Here is a 20,276-nt window from a genome sequence, read left to right on the forward strand (position 1 = left end):
GGCCGTTAGGCATGAGCGCTGTAGCCCACTCCTAACTGCATGTATATGTGCTGGAAGAGTAAAAAGAAATCTCAAGCGTTTCTAACTTATTGTATTATTTATTGTTTACCTTCTTCTCTCTTCGATTTAATTTGCTATTTTGAAGGCTATCACCCCAACTTCCGTTTCTGGCACAGAGCGGACAAGCTCACTGGGCCAAAGGTCTGCTGTGAGCGAGGAGAGGAAGTTCCAGTGTTCTGCAACAGACGAAGGCCCTAATCAATGGATAGCTGGGAATGGTTAATATGCCATTGCTCTAAGTTAAAAGAATCTGTGTGCTCCTGGCTCTGGTAGTCTCAATGAAGATAATATTATCAAGGTGCAGTGATTGTTTTAAATACATCAAAAAAATAAGATGGGAAGCCTTGTAGCATTACTTCAAATCTCTCTGGGTTTTGTCGAATCATGTGTCGGGCGTCAAAACTAACTTGAATAGCACCTTGAGTCGTTCCTTCTGCAAGACACTGGGCAATTACGCGTTCAGCAAATCCCGCTTCAAAAAAGGCAATGCAACTCTGATTCGGAAGTCCATATTTCAATCGCTTCTGAAGAAGATCAACATATTCTCTAAAAACCTCACCCGCCTGTTCTGAAGAGAACGCGAGAAAGGATTCCTTTACCGCTGCGAGCAACAGCGCAAACTCAAAGCCAAATGTTTGTTCACACAGGTCTACAACCACATCAAGATCAAATTTTCTTTGGTTCGCACCATAGGGATAGGATGCACCCAATTTGTCAAGCCGTTGAACGAGAGCTGCAAACGAATCTCCAGCCAGCCACCCCAATGCTAATGTCTTTAGTGCCCCATTAGGAACTGTGTCACTCAACCGTTTTTCATTAGATAAGAGTACTAAAAGCGGCCATAGCACATCAAACAGGTGATCGGCAGAGGTTGCTCCCTCGAGTGCGTTTGCATTTGTAGTGACCCATGATTCGATTGCCAATGCTTGATCAATACCTAACAAAGTCCGCCCGAAACGCTTCTGGATCGCTGTATCTGGAACAAAAAGTTCGATCCTTCGCGCCACAGACTCGAAGATATCTGTCAGGAGTATTTGTTGCTCCTCAGTGGCAAGCGAGTAGGCAAGTGTTTCAGTAACCAATTCTCGAGAGTTGTCCACAAAAGTTTCGGGCTGAACATCACTACGATATGTCATTAAGAAGCTTTCAATTGCTTCAATTATCTTTTTCTTGGATTTAAGTTGTTCGATTAGTGAAGCGACCGAAAAGTTCTGTTTAGGAATATTGATAGGAACGCTCTCTACCCACTTTAAAAGAGTTTCCCAGTCATTGACAATGTAAGTGGCTACTTCAGCAGAGCTTGAAGAGCTTAGAGTAACTGTTCCGAGGTCATTTCGCAGAGGCTCGAAAAGAGAAAGCAATGTACTTCCAGTTGGCTCAGCACTATCAGGATTGATTAGATTGATCGTTTCTTGCCAACGGTACGTCTTTGCGAAACGCTCGTCATAGAGACGGGGGTCAGTGAAAATAACAGTACCCTCACCGTACATTCCGGCACGTCCAGCGCGTCCCATGAGATTATGGAAGTCGCGTACTTTGATCGATTCACGCCCCTGCATTGCGCTTGTTACAAGTAGGTATCGAATCGGAAGGTTAACACCCTGTGCAAGTGTCGAGGTGCAGATGATCAATCGAATAAGGCTTTGCCTCATAGCATACTCAATAGCCAGACGAACACCTTGGGGAGTGTTGCCGTGATGAGCAAAAATGCCTAAAGCAGCTGCTTGTGTCAAATATGCATTAGCACCAAAATTACGTTCGAAGAGATAAACAAAGCGACGAATCTCATCAGGGTCACTATGGGCAGAAGGTGGCTCAAGTGAAATTCCACGACGAAAAATATCTTCGGCGGCCTCACGAACAATTTTTGCAGCAGAAGACTTTCTTCCTGTAAAAATAGCAACCCCACCATTTTTCAGCAGGCGTAAACTAAGATATAACGCTATGGAGCCACTCTCCTGAGTAGGGAAAAAACGATCCTTTCTTTCCTTAGGTAATCGAGGCATTTTTTCTGAAACAATAACTCGCGGGACAAAGAATTTCTGATCGCTATCAGAGGCCACATTGAACTGAAGTTGACCATCTTTACCTTTCGGAAGGCTGGCAAAGGCAATGAGTCTACTAGCCTGTAAGGCTCTACTGGAGACAACCTTTGAACCGTCATTTAATAGCCATGCAGCAACAGAAGCAGCATTCTGAATTACTGCTGAAATCAACACGCTCTGGGCATTTTCGTGTAGCATTCGCTTAATGGATGTTAACAGCAGTTCATAAGTTACACCCCGGCTGCCTGTGTCAAACTGATGCCCTTCGTCATAAACTACCAGTCCAGCTTTCTGAACAATGTCTGGCTCTTGTCGAAGTATGTAAAGAAGCTTTTCCGGGGTAAGAATAATGACCTGTGGCTTCGATTCGACCTCTGAGTCAAATATTCCAGATTCCAAATCGAGAAAATCTGATAAGTTAGAAAAATCGAACTCGACATCTGGTTGCAACGCGTCACTGGGTTGATTGACGTCATAGCCATCATCCTTGAATGCCTTTTCAAGATCGTTTGCTATCTCCTGGCATAGTGCCCGGAAGGGAGCGATAACTAAGGCCAATTTCGTACGAGCAGAAAGAAATGCCGACCTAATAATAAGCTCGGTAGCTCTAGATTTCCCGGCGCTCGTCGGCATCTGAACTACTCCTGATATCCCTCTATACAATCCAGCCTCTCCTAGCAAGCGCTGAGATGGCCACATTTCCTTAATTGACATAGAACGCGATAAATATGTCTCCCACTTTTCTTGCGGGAGGTTGCTATAGCGTGGAAGTAATGTCCAAGCAGAATTAGCGATGCGAGTGGCACTAATCGCTCCGAGCAAATCGGCCATAAGTAGGTCATGTGCAGACGCATGGCTATAGGCCCATTCGCGCAATGATTTAATTGCATCATAGGCTCTCTGCCGGCCATTCCGGCCATTCCTGAAGTGTTGGCACAAAACATCCAAAATATCTTTTGCACGTGAAGACTCTAATGTCTCGTTGGTATGCTCCCAAGGCCGATCCATCGCAGTTTTAACTGCTATAGCTAAAGTATCGTGCTTAGGAAAAACTAGTTGGCTCAGTTTAGATAATTGGACTGAAGCATTTCCGGGTACATCGCCAAGATAAAAACCAGCAGCTGCAAGTATGCGAAGATTGAAGGAGAGTTCTTTGTTAAGCAGGGAATCGTCAAAAGCTTGAAGGACTTGAGCTGAAAAAATAACCTCATCCAGTGGGGTTTGGGATTGTGCTTCAATCGAATTGCCGATGGTCTTAGCCACCACTTCGGACGCAAAGTCGCCGACAGTACCAACAGCTAATGGAAACTGCATCTGCAAATCGAGATCATCAGGAAGCTCTATATGGTCTCCTTCAGGAACTCCATACTCAAACATTTTTCCTTTTGATAGCGTAACTGCCGCCGCATATCGAGCACGTTTTTTAGGCTTCATTTTCTGCCCTCCAATAGAGAGCGTGAACAAATTTCATAAGCGATTTAGCATGTATCACAACCAACATAAGGTTTTTAATATTTTCATGCGAAGTGCAGTCTGTAGTTTCAGATATGTGAACAGAATCATAAAGACTTGAACAAAAAACAGCCGCCGCCCCTGTCATTCGTACATAAGGGACATCCAACCCTTCTTGAAAGCGTTCTACCCGATCTGCACCTTCTTCATCTTGACGATCAATTAAACGGCGCTTCATCGCATTAAGGGATTCTGAAATTCGATACACATCCTTTATCGAGTCGATAACGGCGTCTTGCAATCTAGGCTTTGCTTTCTTACCACTGAGTTGTGCTTTCGACTCAAAAGAAATCAAGATATCTTTTGTAGATGGCCGTGATGGGCCTATGCCATCAAACTTAAACGCTAAGACATCTGTTCCCTTTGGGGACTCGTTGCGAACCATTTTGTTGTCATATCGGGTACGTGGAACCCAAAAACCAAAATGGCTTTCAAGTAGATCCGCGATAAGGATTTCAGCAAAATCACCGGAGCGCGTTGCTGGGCCAAAATCTTCAGACTCATCAGGAAACACCAAGTCTCTCAAATACTCGGCTCGCGATTTGTTAGTCCCTCTGCGCAGGCGATCAATTTGGCTATCAAGACAGTAATGCTCACGGAAATGTTTGGCCCATGCGGATAGTACAAGCCCTGCTTCAAGATCGATTTCGAGCTCGTATACCTCTATCTCATTGCCGTCAGAAGTGGTTATGCTATGTTCAGCTTTTTTGAGCCAAGCTGAGTACGGTTGTCCAGCAGTCATTGTAACCATTTTTCCTCTTTCTTAAGCACTCCGTGGCTTAACACTTTGAGATGCGACGGCGAAATCGACAGTTTGCGGGCATAGTACTCCCTTTGATTTTACTGCTATGAGCTCCGCAGGGTGAATATATTGACGCCTAAGACGGTAAGCCAGGTTATACGAGAAAACAGGCCCTAAATTGTCCATATAAGATGGCATGGAACTGCCGACTTTGGTAGCCGGTCTTACTCGAATGTGATGATGACATCATTGGCATAGCGGTATATTAGTCAACAGAGAACAGGTGTGTAGCAAAGTAAGGGGAAATCAATGGATATCTTAGCGTTAAAAGAATTACTTCGCCCTGTGGTGGGAAACTTGAAAAATCACTGCACTAACGAAAAAATCCCTGATCTCTGTCGTCACTTGGGTCTACCTGTGCCCAAAGAGGAAGGATCCAAGCGCGAGCGCTTGCATGGAGCCTTTGATTTACTCGATGACGCAGATATGCCGGAGTTTGCAAGAACGCTTTTGGCGCAGAAGGTTTTCAATCCAAGCATACGCAACAATATCCAAGACCTCCTATGGGCGGACGAGCCCATCATCGATATACCCAAGCGTCATCGTCGTGAACTGGCAGAAGCTCTGCAACCATTTGAATTATTTGGCCACTGGGAAAATTTCAAGCGTTTATTAAATGATCTGTTTGTTTTTCCGTTGGATTTAAGTGAAATGTTTTCGATTCATGAGACAGGGATTCTTGGCGAAATTCACCGACATTTTGTACGAAATCCTGAAGACGGTGACGTGGCATGGTTATTTGAAAAACTACAGATAGTCGAACTATCAGCTCCACGTTTCCGTAGGTGGCTCGAAGGTTTAGTCTCTGCGGACGTGCAGATCAGTATCGAAAGGCAGTTAGCAAAGGTTGAGGCCGTTAATAAAGTTTTAAGAACCTGTGGAGCTGAGCTTATCCATAGCTCTGATGCTGAAGGCTATCCGGTTTTTAGCCTGATATCGTTGCGGACATTTCGAGGGCGCCCTAAGAACATTATTTTTGCCTCTCTCACCAAACCCGATATTCGCTTGAGTGACTCTCTTAATAACGAAATTGAAATTCTTTCAAACTCCAATGAGGTTTTGATCTATGATCGTCCATTAAGTTCCGAGGGATTGAGTTGGCGAGAACTGCAGGCATGGTGGGCAGATTTTATTTGTGAAGAGAATAGCGAAGAGGCAAAAATTTCGCTTTATCGACGATTGCAGCAAAGTTTGCCTAATTCGTCTCCGCCCCAGAAAAAGTTTTTCAAGGAATTCTTTCGACAATATAGGTCAGCAATTTATGACTTACCTGCATTGCTACCAGAAGTTTGGCTGCACTGGGATCCCAAAACCGTATCTGAGAGAGGCGCTGGTGCATTACTCAATCATCGGATGGATTTTCTTTTGCTAATGCCTGATGGCGGTAGGGTTGTGATCGAAATCGATGGCATTCAACATTACTCAGATGAAACAGGTAGGGCGAGTAGGAGTAAGTATGCAGATTTGGTTGCAGCTGATCGTAGCTTAAAATTGGCAGGTTATGATATTTATCGTTTTGCAGGTGTCGAACTTCATCACGACGATGCTTCATACAAAATAAAGTGCTTTTTTGATGCTTTATTTAAATATCATGGGATAAAAATAAAATTTTAGCTAAATTTTTTAAAAAAAAGCACTATATAAGCTTAGAGTAATGGTTTGGGTTCGCCTTCAGGGCGGTGGTCACTTTATTTTATTTGACTCGCTACTCACAGTAGTGATACAAATAAATTTTAGCAATGTCCAGTATTTGCATATAGCAGCCATTCAGATTTGAGACCTGTAGCTTAACACTCCCGAATCTTAGTGGTCAGATTTTATTGGCGATGCTCGACTAATCTGCAAACGGTGAAAAGATAAAATGTAAATGGATAGTCAAATCAAATGTAACTACGCATGCATTAGTATTTTCGACTAATTAGATGTAAGATGTTAACGTCTAATGTAGGATGTTCCATTCAGGCCAGAGTGCCAAAAAAAAGCCCGTTCTTACCAGTCGGGCTTCTTTATGTCAGCTTTCATGTAAGTATCCCGCATAATCGTGCCATTCATATTTAGAAATCATCCGGCATAATCAATCTGCCAACGAAGGAGATCGCTATGCATAAAGCCCGTCTATCCGTGGCTCATAGCACCGTAACGTAAGCGGCTATAAGCAATGACGTCTGAATAATATTTTGCGCCCAGGCCGTCCTCTTCAAACCGTTAATCCAGTAATTTCATCTCCAGCGCTCGACTCATCGCTTGAGTGCGGCTATTCACTTTAAGCTTCGCGTAGATGTTTTTGATGTGCCATTTGACCGTCTCGGCAGAAATAGCGAGGGAGCGAGCGATTTCTTTGTTCATCTGACCTTCAGCGATCAGCTGTAATATCTGAAATTCTCGCTCGCTGAGTTCCCCATGAATATCGGGGCTTCCACTATTAAACGGAGTACTGTCTGCAGGCGCGCGCTTGTCTGCCCAGGGACCTTGCACTCCCCCTTCCTCTGTACAAGCCGAAGAGGTTTCATTCATACCGGCAAGCAAAGATTGCGAGGTATCGCCAGCGTCAAGAAAGAGGCCCTTGAGATGCTGTTGTTCAGCCAGCTGCAGCACTGGTTGAAATGTCGTGCGCGCAGCGGCAGTTTTGCCGCTGTTCCACAAGGCTAATGACCAGAGCGTACGCAGACGCGCTGCGGTTAACCTGTCCCCCCGGCTTTCCTGATCGGAGACCATCTCAGCCAGTAAAATGCAGGCTTGCGGCGCCTGGCCTCTGGCGAGAAGAAGCCGGCTGCGGCTAAGGGATGCAGACATAACGATGGCGCGTTGGCAGGGATGTTCGGCATCCATTCTGAAGCTGGCGGCCATTTGTTCAAGCTGCCGTTGCAGTTGCTCTGCGCCGGTGAAATTGCCGCGCTGCAGTCGCACCCTCACCTGCTCGGCTAACATCATGGCCTGGAGCCGTTGCCAGCCGCGAGACACCGCAAGGCGCTGCGCATGCTCCAGCAATCGCTCGGCCTCATAGGGCATATCGCTATCTAAGGCCTGACGCGCGAGATAGGTATAGCAACGACTCAGCGCGTCGGGTGGACTGAACCGGTCGATGAATTCGAGCCGGTCGGCTAACAGATGCTCGGGCGAGTCACCCCTCTGACATTCATATGCTATCTCCGCCAGCAGCGGCGCCAGCGTCGCGCCACTGGTCGACTGGGTGCCGGTATAACATTCAGCCTGGCGCAACGTTTTCTCTGCGTACCACCCGGCTTTTCCCAGATCACCCTGACAAAGATGACACTGGGCAATGATAAAAGCGCGATATACCGAGACAAACAGATTATCTAAAGGACTTTCCGGAGAGGGCATATGCTGTTGAACCTCCAGCGCGTCGTGATAGCGCTGGTTAACAACATGGCAATAGCTGAGAATATTGCATATCAGACCATCAACCCAGGTGTCGCCGCAGGGCACTTCGGCCAGCAATGGCTGAACAATAGCCAGACTCTCCGGGATGTTTTCAGCAAAGGCTTCGCAAATTGCCCGCACAACGCGCAATTTACACCAGGTGCTGCGGGTTAAATCATCACGGTGATGAAGCACCATCTGATCGAGGTTATCAAGCAGCTGCCTCGACTCATCAAAGTGGAAATAATGCGCCAGTGCCCAGGCCAGGTTAATTTGCAGGTCAATGCGCGCAGGATCGGTGCTGGGCGGTAAATGATGCATCCATGAGATCAGGGTATCGATATCCCCTTCTTCCGCCAGTGACTGAGCGCTTGCGCCGTCCTGCCCGGGGCTATGCACCGGCTTGCCTGCGCTGAGCGCATGGCGTACCGCCTCAGACCACAGCTTCTGTTCGACGAACCAATGACTGGCTAATTCATGTAGCTGTTTGCGATTAATAGCGTTGTTCTGCTGCAGCATGGTCCGAAGATTTTCCTGCAACAGAGGATGGTAGCGGAACCAGTAGCCTTGTTCGTCAAGGGCTGACAAAAAAAGGTTGCGTCGCTCAATCCATGCCAGCATCGCTTGACTGTCATCACGTCCAGTCACTGCATTGCATAGTTCGGCATTTAACCGACTGAGGAAGGACGTTTTCACCAGGAAATCAAGCACCTCTTCCGGCAGCGGGTCCAGGACCACCTCTTTAAGATAGCGGGCAATGGACCGTGTTCCTCCATGCATATTGCGCAACAGATGCTCGGGATCATGCTGTAATTCTGCGGACAATGAAGCGATCTTCATCCCTGCGATCCAGCCCTCTGTCGCAGACTGTAGCCGCTGTGCATGGTAGTTGCTGAGGGGTAGCGCAACCGTGCGGCTAAAATAGTGTTTTGTTTCTTCTAGCGTGAATTGCAGGTCTCGATCATAGATCTCCACCAGTTGGTCCTGGGCCTGCAGCTGGCTCAGCGCAAGATTGGGGTGGAAACGGCTGCCAATGATCAGATGCAAGGCGGCAGGCGCATGCTTGAGTAAATACCCCAGCGCTTCATAGACCCCACGATCGTTAATCACGTGGAAGTCGTCGATAATCAGGTATATGTCATGCGGGCAGTAGTGTAGCTGGTTAATGAGCCCGGCCAGCAGCTGCTCGGAGCTGGAGAGCTTTTGTTCTTCCATATCACGCCAGAAATCGGCGTCCCAGTCAGCATAGAGTGGACGCAATGCTTGCAGCAGGTAAGGAATAAACTGCCATACGTCATCATCATCCTCATCGAGGCTCAGCCAGGCGATACGTTCCCCCTGGGCGACCATCTGCTGATGCCATTGCGCCAACAGCGTGGTTTTGCCAAATCCAGCGCCGGCGCAAACGACGCCCAGCCGGCACTGCTGAACGGGATTGAGAAGCTGAAGAAGCCGGGGGCGCTCCAGCAATTGTATCGAGGAGCGAGGCGGGACGAATTTGGTCAGGATTAGCGGCAAGCCTCGCGTCAGCCGCAATGGCCCGGAGACCAGTGATGGTGATTGGCGACTTTCAAAATCCGATGGCTTCATCCGTGGTTATCTACTCGCTTTGTTTTTTTTCAATTGTACGCCAGCCCCCGGGATGACATGGGGCCGCCAAACTTTATAGCTACACAAAATTTAGAAAGTTTGACCTCAAGCATGAAAACCCCCACCTACCCCCCCATGAAGGTGGCTTCGCACTCCCTTTAACCGCTCGTAGATTCATTGCATGGGTGTGGCCAGGGTTATCCGCCCTGTCTGTTGGCCCCGCCTGGGTGACCTTTATTGAGGAGAATTAAATCATGCTCAGCAAACAGGCGTTATTGCAGGCTTACCGCAAGATGCGGGAGATCAGGACCTTTGAAGAGCGGTTGCATCAGGAAAATACCAGCGGTGATATTCCCGGCTTCATTCACCTTTACACCGGTGAGGAGGCCATCGCGGTGGGGGTCTGCGAAAATTTAACGAGCGCAGATTTTATTGGTTCAACACACCGTGGACATGGCCACTGTATTGCTAAAGGGTGCGACATTCACGGCATGATGGCCGAAATATTCGGCAAGGACAGCGGGTTATGTCGCGGTAAGGGTGGGTCGATGCATATTGCCGATCTGTCGAAAGGAATGCTGGGAGCGAACGCTATCGTTGGGGGAGCCCCTCCCCTGGCCATCGGCGCCGCGCTAACGGCAAAGACGCTAAAAACCGGCAACGTCGGTGTCTCTTTTACGGGCGATGGGGGTTCTAATCAGGGCCTGGTCTTTGAAGCCATCAATATGGCCGTCGTGCTCCAGCTTCCGGCCGTCTTTATTTTCGAAAACAACGGTTACGGCGAAGGGACCGGTCATGACTACGCCGTGGGTGGGCGTGATATCGCCCGACGCGCCGCTGGCTTCGGCCTGCCGGCAGTGACCGTTGATGGCACCGATTTCTTTGCCGTTTATGAGGCCACTTCAGAGGCGGTCAAACGTGCGCGAGAAGGCGGTGGCCCAAGCGTCATTGAGGCCAAAGCCTTCCGCTGGCACGGTCATTTTGAGGGGGATCCCGCGCTATACCGCGCGGAAGGTGAAGTGCAACGCCTGCGTGAACAACATGATCCGCTGAAGATTTTCACCGCTAAGGTCAAACAGCATATCACCCAGGAAGAACTGGCGGCGATTGACGAGGAAGTAGAAGCCCTTGTCAACGATGCGGTATTGAAGGCCCGCGCCGCTGCCTATCCGGCTCCGGAAGACCTGCTGACAGACGTTTATGTCTCATACTGAGGGTGATAACTATGGCGATTAAAACCTATCGTGAAGCGGTCAAGGAAGCCCTGGCTCAGGAAATGGAACGCGATGAACGCGTGGTGCTCATCGGTGAAGATTTGCGTGGCGGTCATGGCGGAAATGCGCCCGAAGAGGCGAAGATAGAAGCTTTTGGCGGTGTGCTCGGCGTCACTAAAGGGCTGTGGACGCAGTTCGGCTCCGATCGGGTGATCGACACGCCCATTACCGAGTCGGCCATCATCGGTATGGCGGCGGGCGCCGCAGCGACGGGTCTGCGGCCGGTCGCGGAATTGATGTTCATGGATTTTTTTGGCGTGAGTCACGATGCGCTGTACAACCAGGCGGCTAAGTTCCGCTACATGTTTGGTGGCAAAGCCAGAGCCCCGCTGGTGATGCGAGGGATGATCGGCGCGGGGTTTTCCGCCGCGGCCCAGCATTCACAGTCACCCTATAATATCTTTGCCACCACGCCAGGGCTGAAGGTGGTGGTGCCCTCGACGCCTTATGACGTCAAAGGTCTGTTAATCCAGTCAATTCGCGACGACGACCCGGTGGTTTTCTGCGAGCATAAAATGCTGTACGACCTCAAGGGCGAGGTACCGGACGAGAGCTATACCATCCCGCTAGGTGTAGCCAACTATACCCGCGAAGGAGAAGACGTCACCATCATTGCGTTGTCGGCAATGGTGCATAAAGCCAATCAGGTGGCGGACAAACTGGCCAGAGAAGGGATCTCGGTCGAGGTGGTCGACCCGCGGACCATTTCGCCGCTGGATGAGGAAGGGATTCTGGAATCGGTGGCGTCCACGGGGCGGGTAGTGATTGTCGACGAATCCGCGGCACGCTTCGGTTTTGCGCATGATGTCGCGGCGCTGATCGCGTCCCAGGCATTCCATTTCCTCAAAGCGCCCGTTCTGCTGGTGACGCCGCCACACACGCCGGTCCCGTTCTCCCCTGCTCTCGAAAAACTCTGGATCCCTGGCGTAGAACGTATCGAAGCCGCCGTCCGTCAAGTGCTGGAGGATTAACCTATGAGCGAAATCAAGACGCTTGAAATGCCAAAGTGGGGGCTTTCCATGGAGGAAGGCTTGCTCGCTCGGTGGGCAATCCAGGAGGGTGACAGCTTCACCCCAGGGCAGGAAATCTGTGAGATTGAAACCAGTAAAATCGTCAATGTGCTGGAGGCCCCCTTTGCCGGTACGTTACGTCGGATACTCGCCCGAGAGGGTGAGACGCTTCAGGTAGGCGCCGTGCTGGCCCTGGCGGCTGACGCTTCGGTCAGCGATGCTGACCTGGACGAATTCGCTGCCACTCTGGCTACGGTGAAACCCGCAGCCCCTGGCACGGAGTCTGCCGCGCCGGACGTAGCGGCACAGGCAGGCGCTAAGCCACCTTCCGTTGTTTCGCCGCCATCCAACAGCCCCGAGCCCCCCGTTGGGCAGACCGACATCCCCGTCAGTCTGCAAGGCGTGACCGATGTAACTCAGGTTAATGCCACGCCCCATGCGTTACGACTCTCTGCCCGCTGGGGTGTCGACCTGAAAAAAGTCCGCGGCAGCGGGCGCGGGGATCGTATCTCTGTTTCTGATCTGGAAAGCGCGATCCTTGCCGCCGGCGGTCGCCTGGCCTCTCCGACGCCCCCCGTTCGTCGCAGCAAAGCGCCCCGCTCGCATGCCGATGACAGCCAGGTATCGGCCACCCCGCTGGCGCGCCGTCTGGCCGGCAAACTGGGTATCAACTTGCATGACTGCCGAAGCAGCGGTTCACGCGGCCGGGTGAGTCGCGATGATGTGCTGGCCGCGGCGTTGTTACTCGACGAGCACCCGCAGACCAGCCCGGTACAGGAGAGTACCCCGGTACCCTATGAAAGCATCCCCATGTCCGGTATGCGGCGGGCTATCGCCTCTCGCCTGCAAACGTCCAAGCAACAGTCTCCCCATTTCCGTTTGAACGTCGATCTCGATCTGGAACGACTGTTAGCGTTACGTCAGGACATTAACCGCGAAGTACCCGGCGTCAAGATTTCGGTTAATGACCTGTTGGTGAAGGCCTGCGCCCTGGCTTTGGTGGCCGTGCCTGACGTCAACATCCAGTTTGATGAAGCGACACAAAGTATCCGCCGCTTTGCGGATGCCGACATTTCGGTGGCCGTTGCGCTGCCTGCCGGGCTAATTACCCCTATTGTTCGCTCGGCGAACCGGAAATCGATTAGCGACATATCGAACGAAATTCACTCGCTGGTGACCAGGGCCAAAGCGGGCACGCTGAAGCCGGAAGAGTTCCAGGGCGGGACCTTTAGCGTGTCAAATCTGGGAATGCTCGGCGTCCGGCAGTTTGACGCCATCATCAATCCACCGCAAAGCGCAATCCTCGCCATTGGCGCCGGCGAGCTCCGGGCGGTAGTACGCGACGGGCAAATCGTCGCGCGCCAGCAAATGACGGTATCGCTATCCTGCGATCACCGGGTTATCGATGGCGCGGCAGGTGCGGCTTTTCTCCGGGAACTCAGGCGACTGACGGAAACCCCAACCTTGATGTTTATCCAGGAGACGAGCTATGCACGATAAATACGATGTGCTGATCATCGGCGGTGGTCCTGGGGGATATGTGGCCGCCATCCGTGCCGGTCAGCTAGGGCTTCGTACCGCATTAGTGGAAAAACAGCATCTGGGCGGCATCTGCCTGAACTGGGGATGCATTCCAACCAAGGCGCTGCTGCATGGCGCTGAGGTTGCGCACACTATCACCCATGCCAGTCAGCTGGGCATCAGCGTGGGCGAGGTGAACGTCGATCTGCAAAAACTGGTGCAGTTTAGCCGTAACGTATCGCAACAGCTCACCGGCGGGGTGGCGTACCTGTTGAAGAAAAATGGCGTGCAGGTCATTGATGGCACCGCGCGGTTGCGCGGCAAGGGACAAATAACGGTCGAGGATGCCCGAGGAGAGATGCGCGATTACCGGGCCGATCACGTGATCCTGGCCACGGGCGCCCGACCACGCGCATTACCAGGCATCGCGCCAGATGGCGAATATATCTGGACCTATTTCGAGGCGCTGCGGCCTAAGCTATTGCCCAGGTCGCTATTAATCATCGGTTCAGGGGCGATTGGCGTCGAGTTCGCCAGCCTTTATAACGATCTGGGCTGTAAAGTGACGCTGGTCGAGCTGGCGTCGCAGATTTTGCCAGTGGAAGATGCCGAGGTGTCTGCAACAGTGCGTAAGTCATTCGAAAAACGCGGTATTCAGGTCCATACCCAGACCCTGGTGACGCAAGTACAGCTCACCGATACCAGGGTGCGCTGCACACTGAAAAACACCGGCGGCGAATATTCCCAGGATGTCGAACGTGTGCTGCTGGCGGTCGGCGTACAGCCGAATATTGAAGATCTGGGGCTGGAAACGCTGGGCGTTGAGTTAGACCGCGGTTTTATCAAGACGGACGCGGCTTGTCGCACTAACGTATTCGGGCTGTATGCCATCGGCGATGTAGCCGGCCCGCCGTGTCTGGCGCACAAGGCCAGCCACGAAGGCGTGATCTGCGTTGAGACACTGGCCGGTGTCGAAGGCGCCCATCCGCTTGATCGCGACTATGTGCCCGGTTGCACTTATGCCCGGCCTCAGGTTGCCAGTCTGGGCCTGACGGAATCGACGGCTCTGGCCAGGGGACGGCCCGTCAGGATCGGTAAGTTCTCTTATCAGAGCAATGGTAAGGCGCTGGCCAGCGGCGAGACAGAGGGTTTTGTGAAGACGATTTTCGATGCTGAAACCGGCGAGTTGCTGGGCGCGCATATGGTTGGCGCACAGGTCACGGAACTGATCCAGGGGTTTGGCATCGCCCGTCACCTGGAGGCCACAGATGAAAGTCTCCTGTCGATGATCTTCGCGCATCCAACACTTTCCGAAGCGATGCATGAATCCATCCTCGCGGCCTGCGATCAACCATTGCATCAATAAGAAATAAGGGAGGCGATAGCTGCGCGATACGGAGTACGTTGCCCGTTATCCCTCCCGCACGCCCCGGCAGAAGCTCCACCAGAACGGTTACGGCAGGATCTATTGATCTGAAACGCTAAACGCCAGGCGTAAATTCTGTATGTTTAGTAGACAACTCAACGACAGGAGGAGCGCTCTATGACACAGCACGAACGGTTTTGCCAGGCCTGCGGAATGCCGATGTCCGCACCCGATGCGCAAGGGGCCAGCGATAAATATTGCGCGTATTGCAGCGACAGCGACGGTAATCTGAAATCCTGGGAAGAGGCCGTATCCGGTCTGGCGGCTTTTCTCGACTCCTGGCAAAAGGTGGGCGTAGCGGAATCACGGAAACGGGCAAAACGTTACCTGACGGCGATGCCTGCCTGGGCGCACAAAGCGGACGAGTAATTTGCCCTGGCGGCGGGAAAAAATCATTCCGGGGGACAGACCGCCATGCCGACAACGATGCTATAACGTTTTTGTACGCCATCCGGACGGGAATAAATGCGCGTTTGTGGATGACGACCTGCAGGCAGGAGCATGCATGGATGGGTTCTTCATGCGATGAAATAAACGCCTGGCGTTCTCCCCCTTGTCAGGATGCGTTATTGCCTGGTTTTTTAAGGGTTCGGTTTCTGTATTTAACCCGGCACTTTTCACAGAATACAACATATTGATGTGATGAATCTCTCATTTCAACGACACCAACTGGACAGTAAGTTATCGCGTGTGTTAGTTATTTAATCACGCAAGAGAACAGATTTAATTTAAACAAAAGTTAAACCTTTCTCACTTTGCTAAAAAATTGCATTGATAATGCTTTGGATTCCCGAACCATTATCAAAAGGGTATGTGAACAGAAAGCCCTCAGAGACGCGAGTCTCTGAGGGCTTTTTTTTGTTTTTTATCTCAGGAGTAAATAAATGTCTAAAGAACGTCGTCTCTCAAGAATATTCGCAAAAGATGGTAAATCCGTGACCTTAGCGCTGGATGGCTACTATTTTTCCACGAAAACAAATGGTATTGATAATACGATAAATCAGCTCCCTGCTCTGGTGGAACACGGCCTGGATTGCGCGCTCGTCACGTACGGCATGTTGAAGAATTATCGTGAAGCGCTGAACAGCGTTCCCGTTGTGTTACGCGTCGACAGCACGGTCAGTATCTTTGACAATACCGTTCCCGATACTACCCCCGTTTTTTCCGTCGAAGATGCGCTTAAAGTCGCTGCCGAGGGAGTGGTCTGCATGACCTTCCCCGGCGCCTTCAATGAAGAAAAAACCCACATTATGGCGATGCAACTCGCGCAGGCAGCGGATCGCTGGAACGTACCGCTGATTGTCGAATCGCTCCCGTATGGTTATCCCGTCACCAGCGATGACTCTAACAATCCGGCCATCATCGCTGCATCGGCCCGCGCAGCGGTGGAGCTGGGCGCGGACGTCATCAAAACGCGTTTTACCGGTTCACCAGAGGACCGACTGATCGTTGAAGCTGCTGGCGTGCCGGTGCTTGCCTTAGGGGGGCCAAAAACCGGCATCGATGGTTACTTCAAATTTGTTCAGCACTGTATGCAGATGGGTGCGAAAGGCGTGGCTGTGGGACGAAACATTACCCAGGATCCGCAGCCGGCGAAAGTGGTAGCAGGTCTGAATGCCATCATCCATGAAAACGCAACAGCGGAAGATGCATACAGCCTCTACATGGCTAAATAACATCGGAAATTAATATGATTTTAAATAACACCATCATCCCTTCCATCAGGAAGTATAAATACTTTGAGAAAGCATTATCCTGCCAGTCAGAATATGTGCTGCTATCCGAAGCGAATATCGGCAATCTGCAGTCGCTGATTGGCAAATGCCATCAAAGCGGTAAGAAGGTCCTCGTTCACCTTGAATTACTGGGTGGTTTCAAACCGGATCAGGCGGGGATCAATCTACTGAAAAATTATTACAAGGTTGATGGTGTTATTTCTTCCAATCTCTCCGCGCTACGCTACGCCAAAAAAGAGGGATTGCTGACCGTATATCGGGTTTTACTTATCGATTCGCGATCGCTTGATCAGTCGCTCGATATTGTTAAACACAGTCCACCGGACGCAATTGAAATCTTACCTGCTGAATATGCCTGCCAGTGTCTGGAGTTGATTAGCCGAAATTTGAAAGGCTTTGATGTGGTATTCATCGCCGGAGGCTTTGTTAAGCGCAAATACCTTGTAGATAAAATATTCCATGCCGGATTTAAAGGGATAACCACCAGCGAGCCCGGCTTATGGTAACCAATAAGGAGTCCACGCGAATGAAAGATGAATACGTCATGGGCATCGACAATGGTGGAACCGTCACCAAGGCAGCCATCTATGACCGTAAAGGACAGGTGCTCGCGATCGCCTCAAAATCCACGCAGATGCTGACACCCCGGGAATTCCACACAGAGCGCAGTATCGATGAGCTGTGGGCCGCGAATGTCGAAGTGATTAAAAAAGCGATTGAGCAATCAGGTATTGATGCCAGCCAGATAAAAGGAGTGGCCGTCACCGGTCATGGTAACGGTCTGTATCTGGTTGACGAAGAAGGTCATCCGGTGCGTAACGGCATTATATCCACCGACAGCCGGGCAAAAGAGTACGTTGAGAGATGGCAACGCTCGCCAGAATTCCTTACCGACATTTTGCCAAAAACAATGCAGTCCATCTGGGCCGGACAACCTGTCGCCTTGTTGGCATGGCTGAAGGACTTCGAGCCCGAGACGCTGCAAAAAGCGCGTTATATTTTTATGGTCAAGGACCTGATCCGTTTTTACCTGACCGGAGAGGCTTTTCTTGAGCTGACCGATATCTCAGGCACCAACCTGATCAACGTACGTGACTGCAAGTATGACGATGAACTGCTGGCATGGTGGGGACTTGATGAACTGCGGGATAAATTGCCCCCCATCAAACGCTCAACGGAATGCTGCGGAAAAATCACTGACGATGTCGCCCGTCTGACCGGTTTATGCGCAGGTACGCCGGTTTCTGGCGGGGTGTTTGATATCTCGGCCTCTTCCATTGCCTCGGGGATCAACAGTCTCGATAAGATGGCGATCGTCACCGGCACCTGGAGCATAAACGAATACGTTACCGACCACCCGGTTATTGATAAAGATCTGTTTATGACCTCCATTTATCCCATTGAGGGTAAATGGCTCATCACCGAGGCCAGCCCCACCTCCGCGAGCAACCTGGAGTGGTTTATTAACAACTTTATGGAGAGCGATCGGAAAACCTCCGCCGAGCAAGGATCGTCGGTCTATGACCTGTGCAATAAGCTGGTTTCGTCAACGACGCCGGATGAAAGCCACCTGCTGTTCTTTCCGTTCGTGTTTGGCTCTAACACCATTCCCGACGCCTCGGCCGGCTTTATCGGTGTAAACAGCTTTCATAAAAAAGCCCATTTTCTGCGGGCGATTTATGAGGGCGTGGCCTTTAGCCATCTCTACCACACCGAGCGCTTGCGCAATATTAACCCGAAGTTAAGCCGCACAATTCGTATTGCCGGCGGTGTCACGAACTCCCCGGTCTGGCTACAGATATTCGCCGATATCTTCCAGGCCACGCTGGAAATCGTTGACGTCAAAGAGCACGGGACCCTGGGTACCGCGATGACCGCAGCCGTCATGGTGGGCTGGTTTGCAGAGGTATTTGCTGCCTCAAACGAAATGGTCCATGTCTCACGCACCGTCTCCCCTAATCCGGAAAATCACCGGGTCTACCAGACCAAATACCAGCTTTATAAAAACCTGTTATCAGAAATGCAGTCGCCGTGGAAAAGCTGCAGCAACTACATCGCGCACTAAGTGAGGAAAAAATGGATCTGAATTTAACGAATCGTACGGCCATCGTGACAGGCGGCGCAACCGGCCTGGGGAAAGAGTTTGTTCTTTCTCTCGCCAAAGAAGGCGTCAATATCTGCTTTACCTATATGCGGGAAGAAGAGCATCCCGAACGGCTGATCGAAACGGTGAAGGCCAGCGCGAACGTAGAGATCATCGCGGTTAAAACCGATCTCTCTGACGAACAGAGCCGGGAAAATCTGTTTGCCACCTGTATCGACAGACTGGGCAAAGCCGACATTCTGGTGAATAACGCCGGGATCTGGCTGAGCGGCTACGTCACCGAGATCAGCCCACAGGACTGGGATCTGGTGATGAATGTCAATCTGAAAGCCATCTTCCATCTCAGCCAGCTGTTTGTAAATCACTGCCTGCAGCATGACCAGATGGGCAGCATTCTGAATATTACCTCGCAGGCCGCGTTCCACGGCTCCACGACGGGACATGCGCACTACGCGGCAAGTAAGGCCGGTCTGGTCGCCTTTGCTATTTCTCTGGCGCGGGAAGTCGCCAAACAAAAAATCAATGTGAACAATATCGCCGTCGGGATCATGGATACTGCGATGATCCGTAAGAACATTGAGCAAAACCCTGACTATTACGTCAGTCGTATTCCGGTGGGCCGCGTGGCTCAGCCTCAGGAAATTGCCGACATCGGTGTCTTCATGGTTTCTCCTAAGACCAGCTATATGACGGGAGCAACTCTGGACGTTACCGGCGGTATGTTGATGCGTTAATCGAGGGAGAATCATTATGAAATGTCTGGCAATTGCCGATCTGTTTATCAATGCAGCAATGATGGAATCAGGACTGAAAGCGCTCAGGGATAACGGGATTGAAGTCGAAGTACGCGAGTGGTCACATGACTCCATTGAGAAACTTCAGGAAGATAATCTGCGGGTTGAACAGGAAGGCGCGGAAGCCGTGGCCTTACCGGAAGATCTGCTTCAGGGAGCGGGTGATATTGACATCCTGATCACTCAGTTTGCCCCCGTCAATACTGCGGTGTTCGATAAAATACCCACGCTGAAATATGTAGGCGTACTCCGCGGTGGCGTGGAAAACGTGAATCTTGAGGTGGCGAACGCCCGGGGCGTTGAGGTGATGAACACCCCGGGGCGTAACGCTCGCAGCGTCGCTGAATTCACGGTCGGCATGATCCTGGCGGAAATGCGCAATATCGCCCGGTCACACGATGCCCTGCGTGACAAATACTGGCGTAAAGACAGCCCGAACCATCAGGCGATCCCGGAGCTTGGCGGAAAAGTCGTGGGGCTGGTTGGCCTCGGCCATATTGCCCAACTGGTCGCGGGATTTCTCAGCGGCTTTGGCACGGAGATTATCTTTTACGATAAGTACGTTGCAGGCCATGAACGTTATGAGAAAGTCGATTCACTGGACGAACTGGTACAACGCGCCGACGTTATCTCGTTACATGCTCGCCTGACGCCGGAAACCGAAAATCTGATTAACGCACACCATTTCGCGCTGATGAAGCGCAGTGCCATCATTGTTAACACGGCACGCTCCGGGTTAATCAATGAAAAAGAGATGATTGATGCGCTCAGATCCGGGCAAATTATGGGCGCCGCGCTTGATACCTTTGATGACGAACCGCTTCCTGACGACAGTGCATTCTATACACTGAATAACGTGACCATTACGCCGCATATTGCCGGGAGTACCATTGACGCATTCAGTAATTCGCCCAAACGCTTCGCTGAGATCCTTTTAAAGAAACTCAGTTAAATACTAAAAGAACCATTAAAGGTATTAACAGGGCCCAATGGGCACGGGTTAACTCGTGCCCAATTCGCC

14 protein-coding genes are annotated in these 20,276 nt (G+C 51.0%); 11 read left to right on the forward strand and 3 right to left on the reverse strand.

Going from position 1 to position 20,276, the window contains the following annotated elements; all coding sequences use genetic code 11:
- Positions 1-353: 353 nt before the first annotated feature.
- Entirely contained in the window at positions 354-3,539 is a 3,186-nt protein-coding gene (locus ACOI7Z_RS20495) for a DEAD/DEAH box helicase (protein ID WP_240513446.1), read from the reverse strand.
- Positions 3,529-4,359 (reverse strand): Hachiman antiphage defense system protein HamA, encoded by an 831-nt coding sequence (locus ACOI7Z_RS20500; RefSeq protein WP_004215714.1) that lies wholly within the window; start codon positions 4,357-4,359, stop codon positions 3,529-3,531. The genes ACOI7Z_RS20495 and ACOI7Z_RS20500 overlap by 11 nt, the downstream gene beginning before the upstream one ends.
- A gap of 309 nt (positions 4,360-4,668) precedes the next feature.
- Here ACOI7Z_RS20500 and ACOI7Z_RS20505 point away from each other — a divergent pair, with 309 nt between their 5' ends.
- Positions 4,669-6,033, forward strand: coding sequence for a hypothetical protein (locus ACOI7Z_RS20505; protein ID WP_004215715.1), 1,365 nt, complete (start codon positions 4,669-4,671; stop codon positions 6,031-6,033).
- A gap of 591 nt (positions 6,034-6,624) precedes the next feature.
- Here the strand turns inward: ACOI7Z_RS20505 and ACOI7Z_RS20510 are convergent.
- On the reverse strand, positions 6,625-9,390 hold the full coding sequence (locus ACOI7Z_RS20510) for a LuxR C-terminal-related transcriptional regulator (RefSeq protein WP_087849234.1): 2,766 nt from the start codon (positions 9,388-9,390) through the stop codon (positions 6,625-6,627).
- Between the two features lie 254 nt (positions 9,391-9,644).
- Here ACOI7Z_RS20510 and ACOI7Z_RS20515 point away from each other — a divergent pair, with 254 nt between their 5' ends.
- From ACOI7Z_RS20515 to ACOI7Z_RS20560, 10 genes are all read left to right on the forward strand, one after another.
- Positions 9,645-10,604, forward strand: coding sequence for a thiamine pyrophosphate-dependent dehydrogenase E1 component subunit alpha (locus ACOI7Z_RS20515; protein ID WP_002889884.1), 960 nt, complete (start codon positions 9,645-9,647; stop codon positions 10,602-10,604).
- Positions 10,605-10,615: 11 nt separating this feature from the next.
- Positions 10,616-11,635 carry an alpha-ketoacid dehydrogenase subunit beta gene (locus tag ACOI7Z_RS20520; RefSeq protein WP_044521157.1) on the forward strand — a complete coding sequence of 340 codons (1,020 nt, stop codon included), beginning with the start codon at positions 10,616-10,618 and terminating at the stop codon, positions 11,633-11,635.
- Positions 11,636-11,638: 3 nt separating this feature from the next.
- Positions 11,639-13,174, forward strand: a complete 1,536-nt coding sequence (locus ACOI7Z_RS20525; protein ID WP_087849233.1) for a 2-oxo acid dehydrogenase subunit E2 — start codon at positions 11,639-11,641, stop codon at positions 13,172-13,174.
- Complete coding sequence (gene lpdA / locus ACOI7Z_RS20530; RefSeq protein ID WP_087849232.1) at positions 13,164-14,561, forward strand: dihydrolipoyl dehydrogenase; 1,398 nt, start codon at positions 13,164-13,166, stop codon at positions 14,559-14,561. The genes ACOI7Z_RS20525 and lpdA overlap by 11 nt, the downstream gene beginning before the upstream one ends.
- A gap of 177 nt (positions 14,562-14,738) precedes the next feature.
- A complete protein-coding gene (locus tag ACOI7Z_RS20535) occupies positions 14,739-14,990 on the forward strand; it encodes a zinc ribbon domain-containing protein (protein WP_023288528.1) in 252 nt (83 codons plus the stop codon).
- Between the two features lie 515 nt (positions 14,991-15,505).
- On the forward strand, positions 15,506-16,297 hold the full coding sequence (locus tag ACOI7Z_RS20540) for a class I fructose-bisphosphate aldolase (RefSeq protein ID WP_002889868.1): 792 nt from the start codon (positions 15,506-15,508) through the stop codon (positions 16,295-16,297).
- Positions 16,298-16,311: 14 nt separating this feature from the next.
- Entirely contained in the window at positions 16,312-16,863 is a 552-nt protein-coding gene (locus tag ACOI7Z_RS20545) for a glycerol-3-phosphate responsive antiterminator (RefSeq protein ID WP_017901014.1), read from the forward strand.
- A 20-nt stretch (positions 16,864-16,883) separates the two neighbouring features.
- Positions 16,884-18,422 carry an FGGY-family carbohydrate kinase gene (locus ACOI7Z_RS20550; RefSeq protein ID WP_048296783.1) on the forward strand — a complete coding sequence of 513 codons (1,539 nt, stop codon included), beginning with the start codon at positions 16,884-16,886 and terminating at the stop codon, positions 18,420-18,422.
- A gap of 11 nt (positions 18,423-18,433) precedes the next feature.
- Positions 18,434-19,195: an SDR family NAD(P)-dependent oxidoreductase gene (locus tag ACOI7Z_RS20555; RefSeq protein ID WP_004204674.1), complete on the forward strand. Its 762-nt coding sequence runs from the start codon at positions 18,434-18,436 to the stop codon at positions 19,193-19,195.
- Positions 19,196-19,211: 16 nt separating this feature from the next.
- Positions 19,212-20,207, forward strand: coding sequence for a 2-hydroxyacid dehydrogenase (locus ACOI7Z_RS20560; protein WP_087849231.1), 996 nt, complete (start codon positions 19,212-19,214; stop codon positions 20,205-20,207).
- Positions 20,208-20,276: the final 69 nt, after the last annotated feature.

Origin of the sequence: Klebsiella sp. C283 (assembly GCF_048822555.1) — a bacterium.
Taxonomy (GTDB): domain Bacteria; phylum Pseudomonadota; class Gammaproteobacteria; order Enterobacterales; family Enterobacteriaceae; genus Klebsiella; species Klebsiella quasipneumoniae.

Coding starts and splice junctions, on each gene's coding strand:
- ACOI7Z_RS20560 (WP_087849231.1), top strand. CDS start 19,212: ATGAAATGTCTGGCAATTGCCGATCTGTTTATCAATGCAGCAATGATG.
- ACOI7Z_RS20525 (WP_087849233.1), top strand. CDS start 11,639: ATGAGCGAAATCAAGACGCTTGAAATGCCAAAGTGGGGGCTTTCCATG.
- lpdA (WP_087849232.1), top strand. CDS start 13,164: ATGCACGATAAATACGATGTGCTGATCATCGGCGGTGGTCCTGGGGGA.
- ACOI7Z_RS20515 (WP_002889884.1), top strand. CDS start 9,645: ATGCTCAGCAAACAGGCGTTATTGCAGGCTTACCGCAAGATGCGGGAG.
- ACOI7Z_RS20555 (WP_004204674.1), top strand. CDS start 18,434: ATGGATCTGAATTTAACGAATCGTACGGCCATCGTGACAGGCGGCGCA.
- ACOI7Z_RS20535 (WP_023288528.1), top strand. CDS start 14,739: ATGACACAGCACGAACGGTTTTGCCAGGCCTGCGGAATGCCGATGTCC.
- ACOI7Z_RS20500 (WP_004215714.1), bottom strand. CDS start 4,359: ATGACTGCTGGACAACCGTACTCAGCTTGGCTCAAAAAAGCTGAACAT.
- ACOI7Z_RS20510 (WP_087849234.1), bottom strand. CDS start 9,390: ATGAAGCCATCGGATTTTGAAAGTCGCCAATCACCATCACTGGTCTCC.
- ACOI7Z_RS20550 (WP_048296783.1), top strand. CDS start 16,884: ATGAAAGATGAATACGTCATGGGCATCGACAATGGTGGAACCGTCACC.
- ACOI7Z_RS20545 (WP_017901014.1), top strand. CDS start 16,312: ATGATTTTAAATAACACCATCATCCCTTCCATCAGGAAGTATAAATAC.
- ACOI7Z_RS20495 (WP_240513446.1), bottom strand. CDS start 3,539: ATGAAGCCTAAAAAACGTGCTCGATATGCGGCGGCAGTTACGCTATCA.
- ACOI7Z_RS20540 (WP_002889868.1), top strand. CDS start 15,506: ATGTCTAAAGAACGTCGTCTCTCAAGAATATTCGCAAAAGATGGTAAA.
- ACOI7Z_RS20505 (WP_004215715.1), top strand. CDS start 4,669: ATGGATATCTTAGCGTTAAAAGAATTACTTCGCCCTGTGGTGGGAAAC.
- ACOI7Z_RS20520 (WP_044521157.1), top strand. CDS start 10,616: ATGGCGATTAAAACCTATCGTGAAGCGGTCAAGGAAGCCCTGGCTCAG.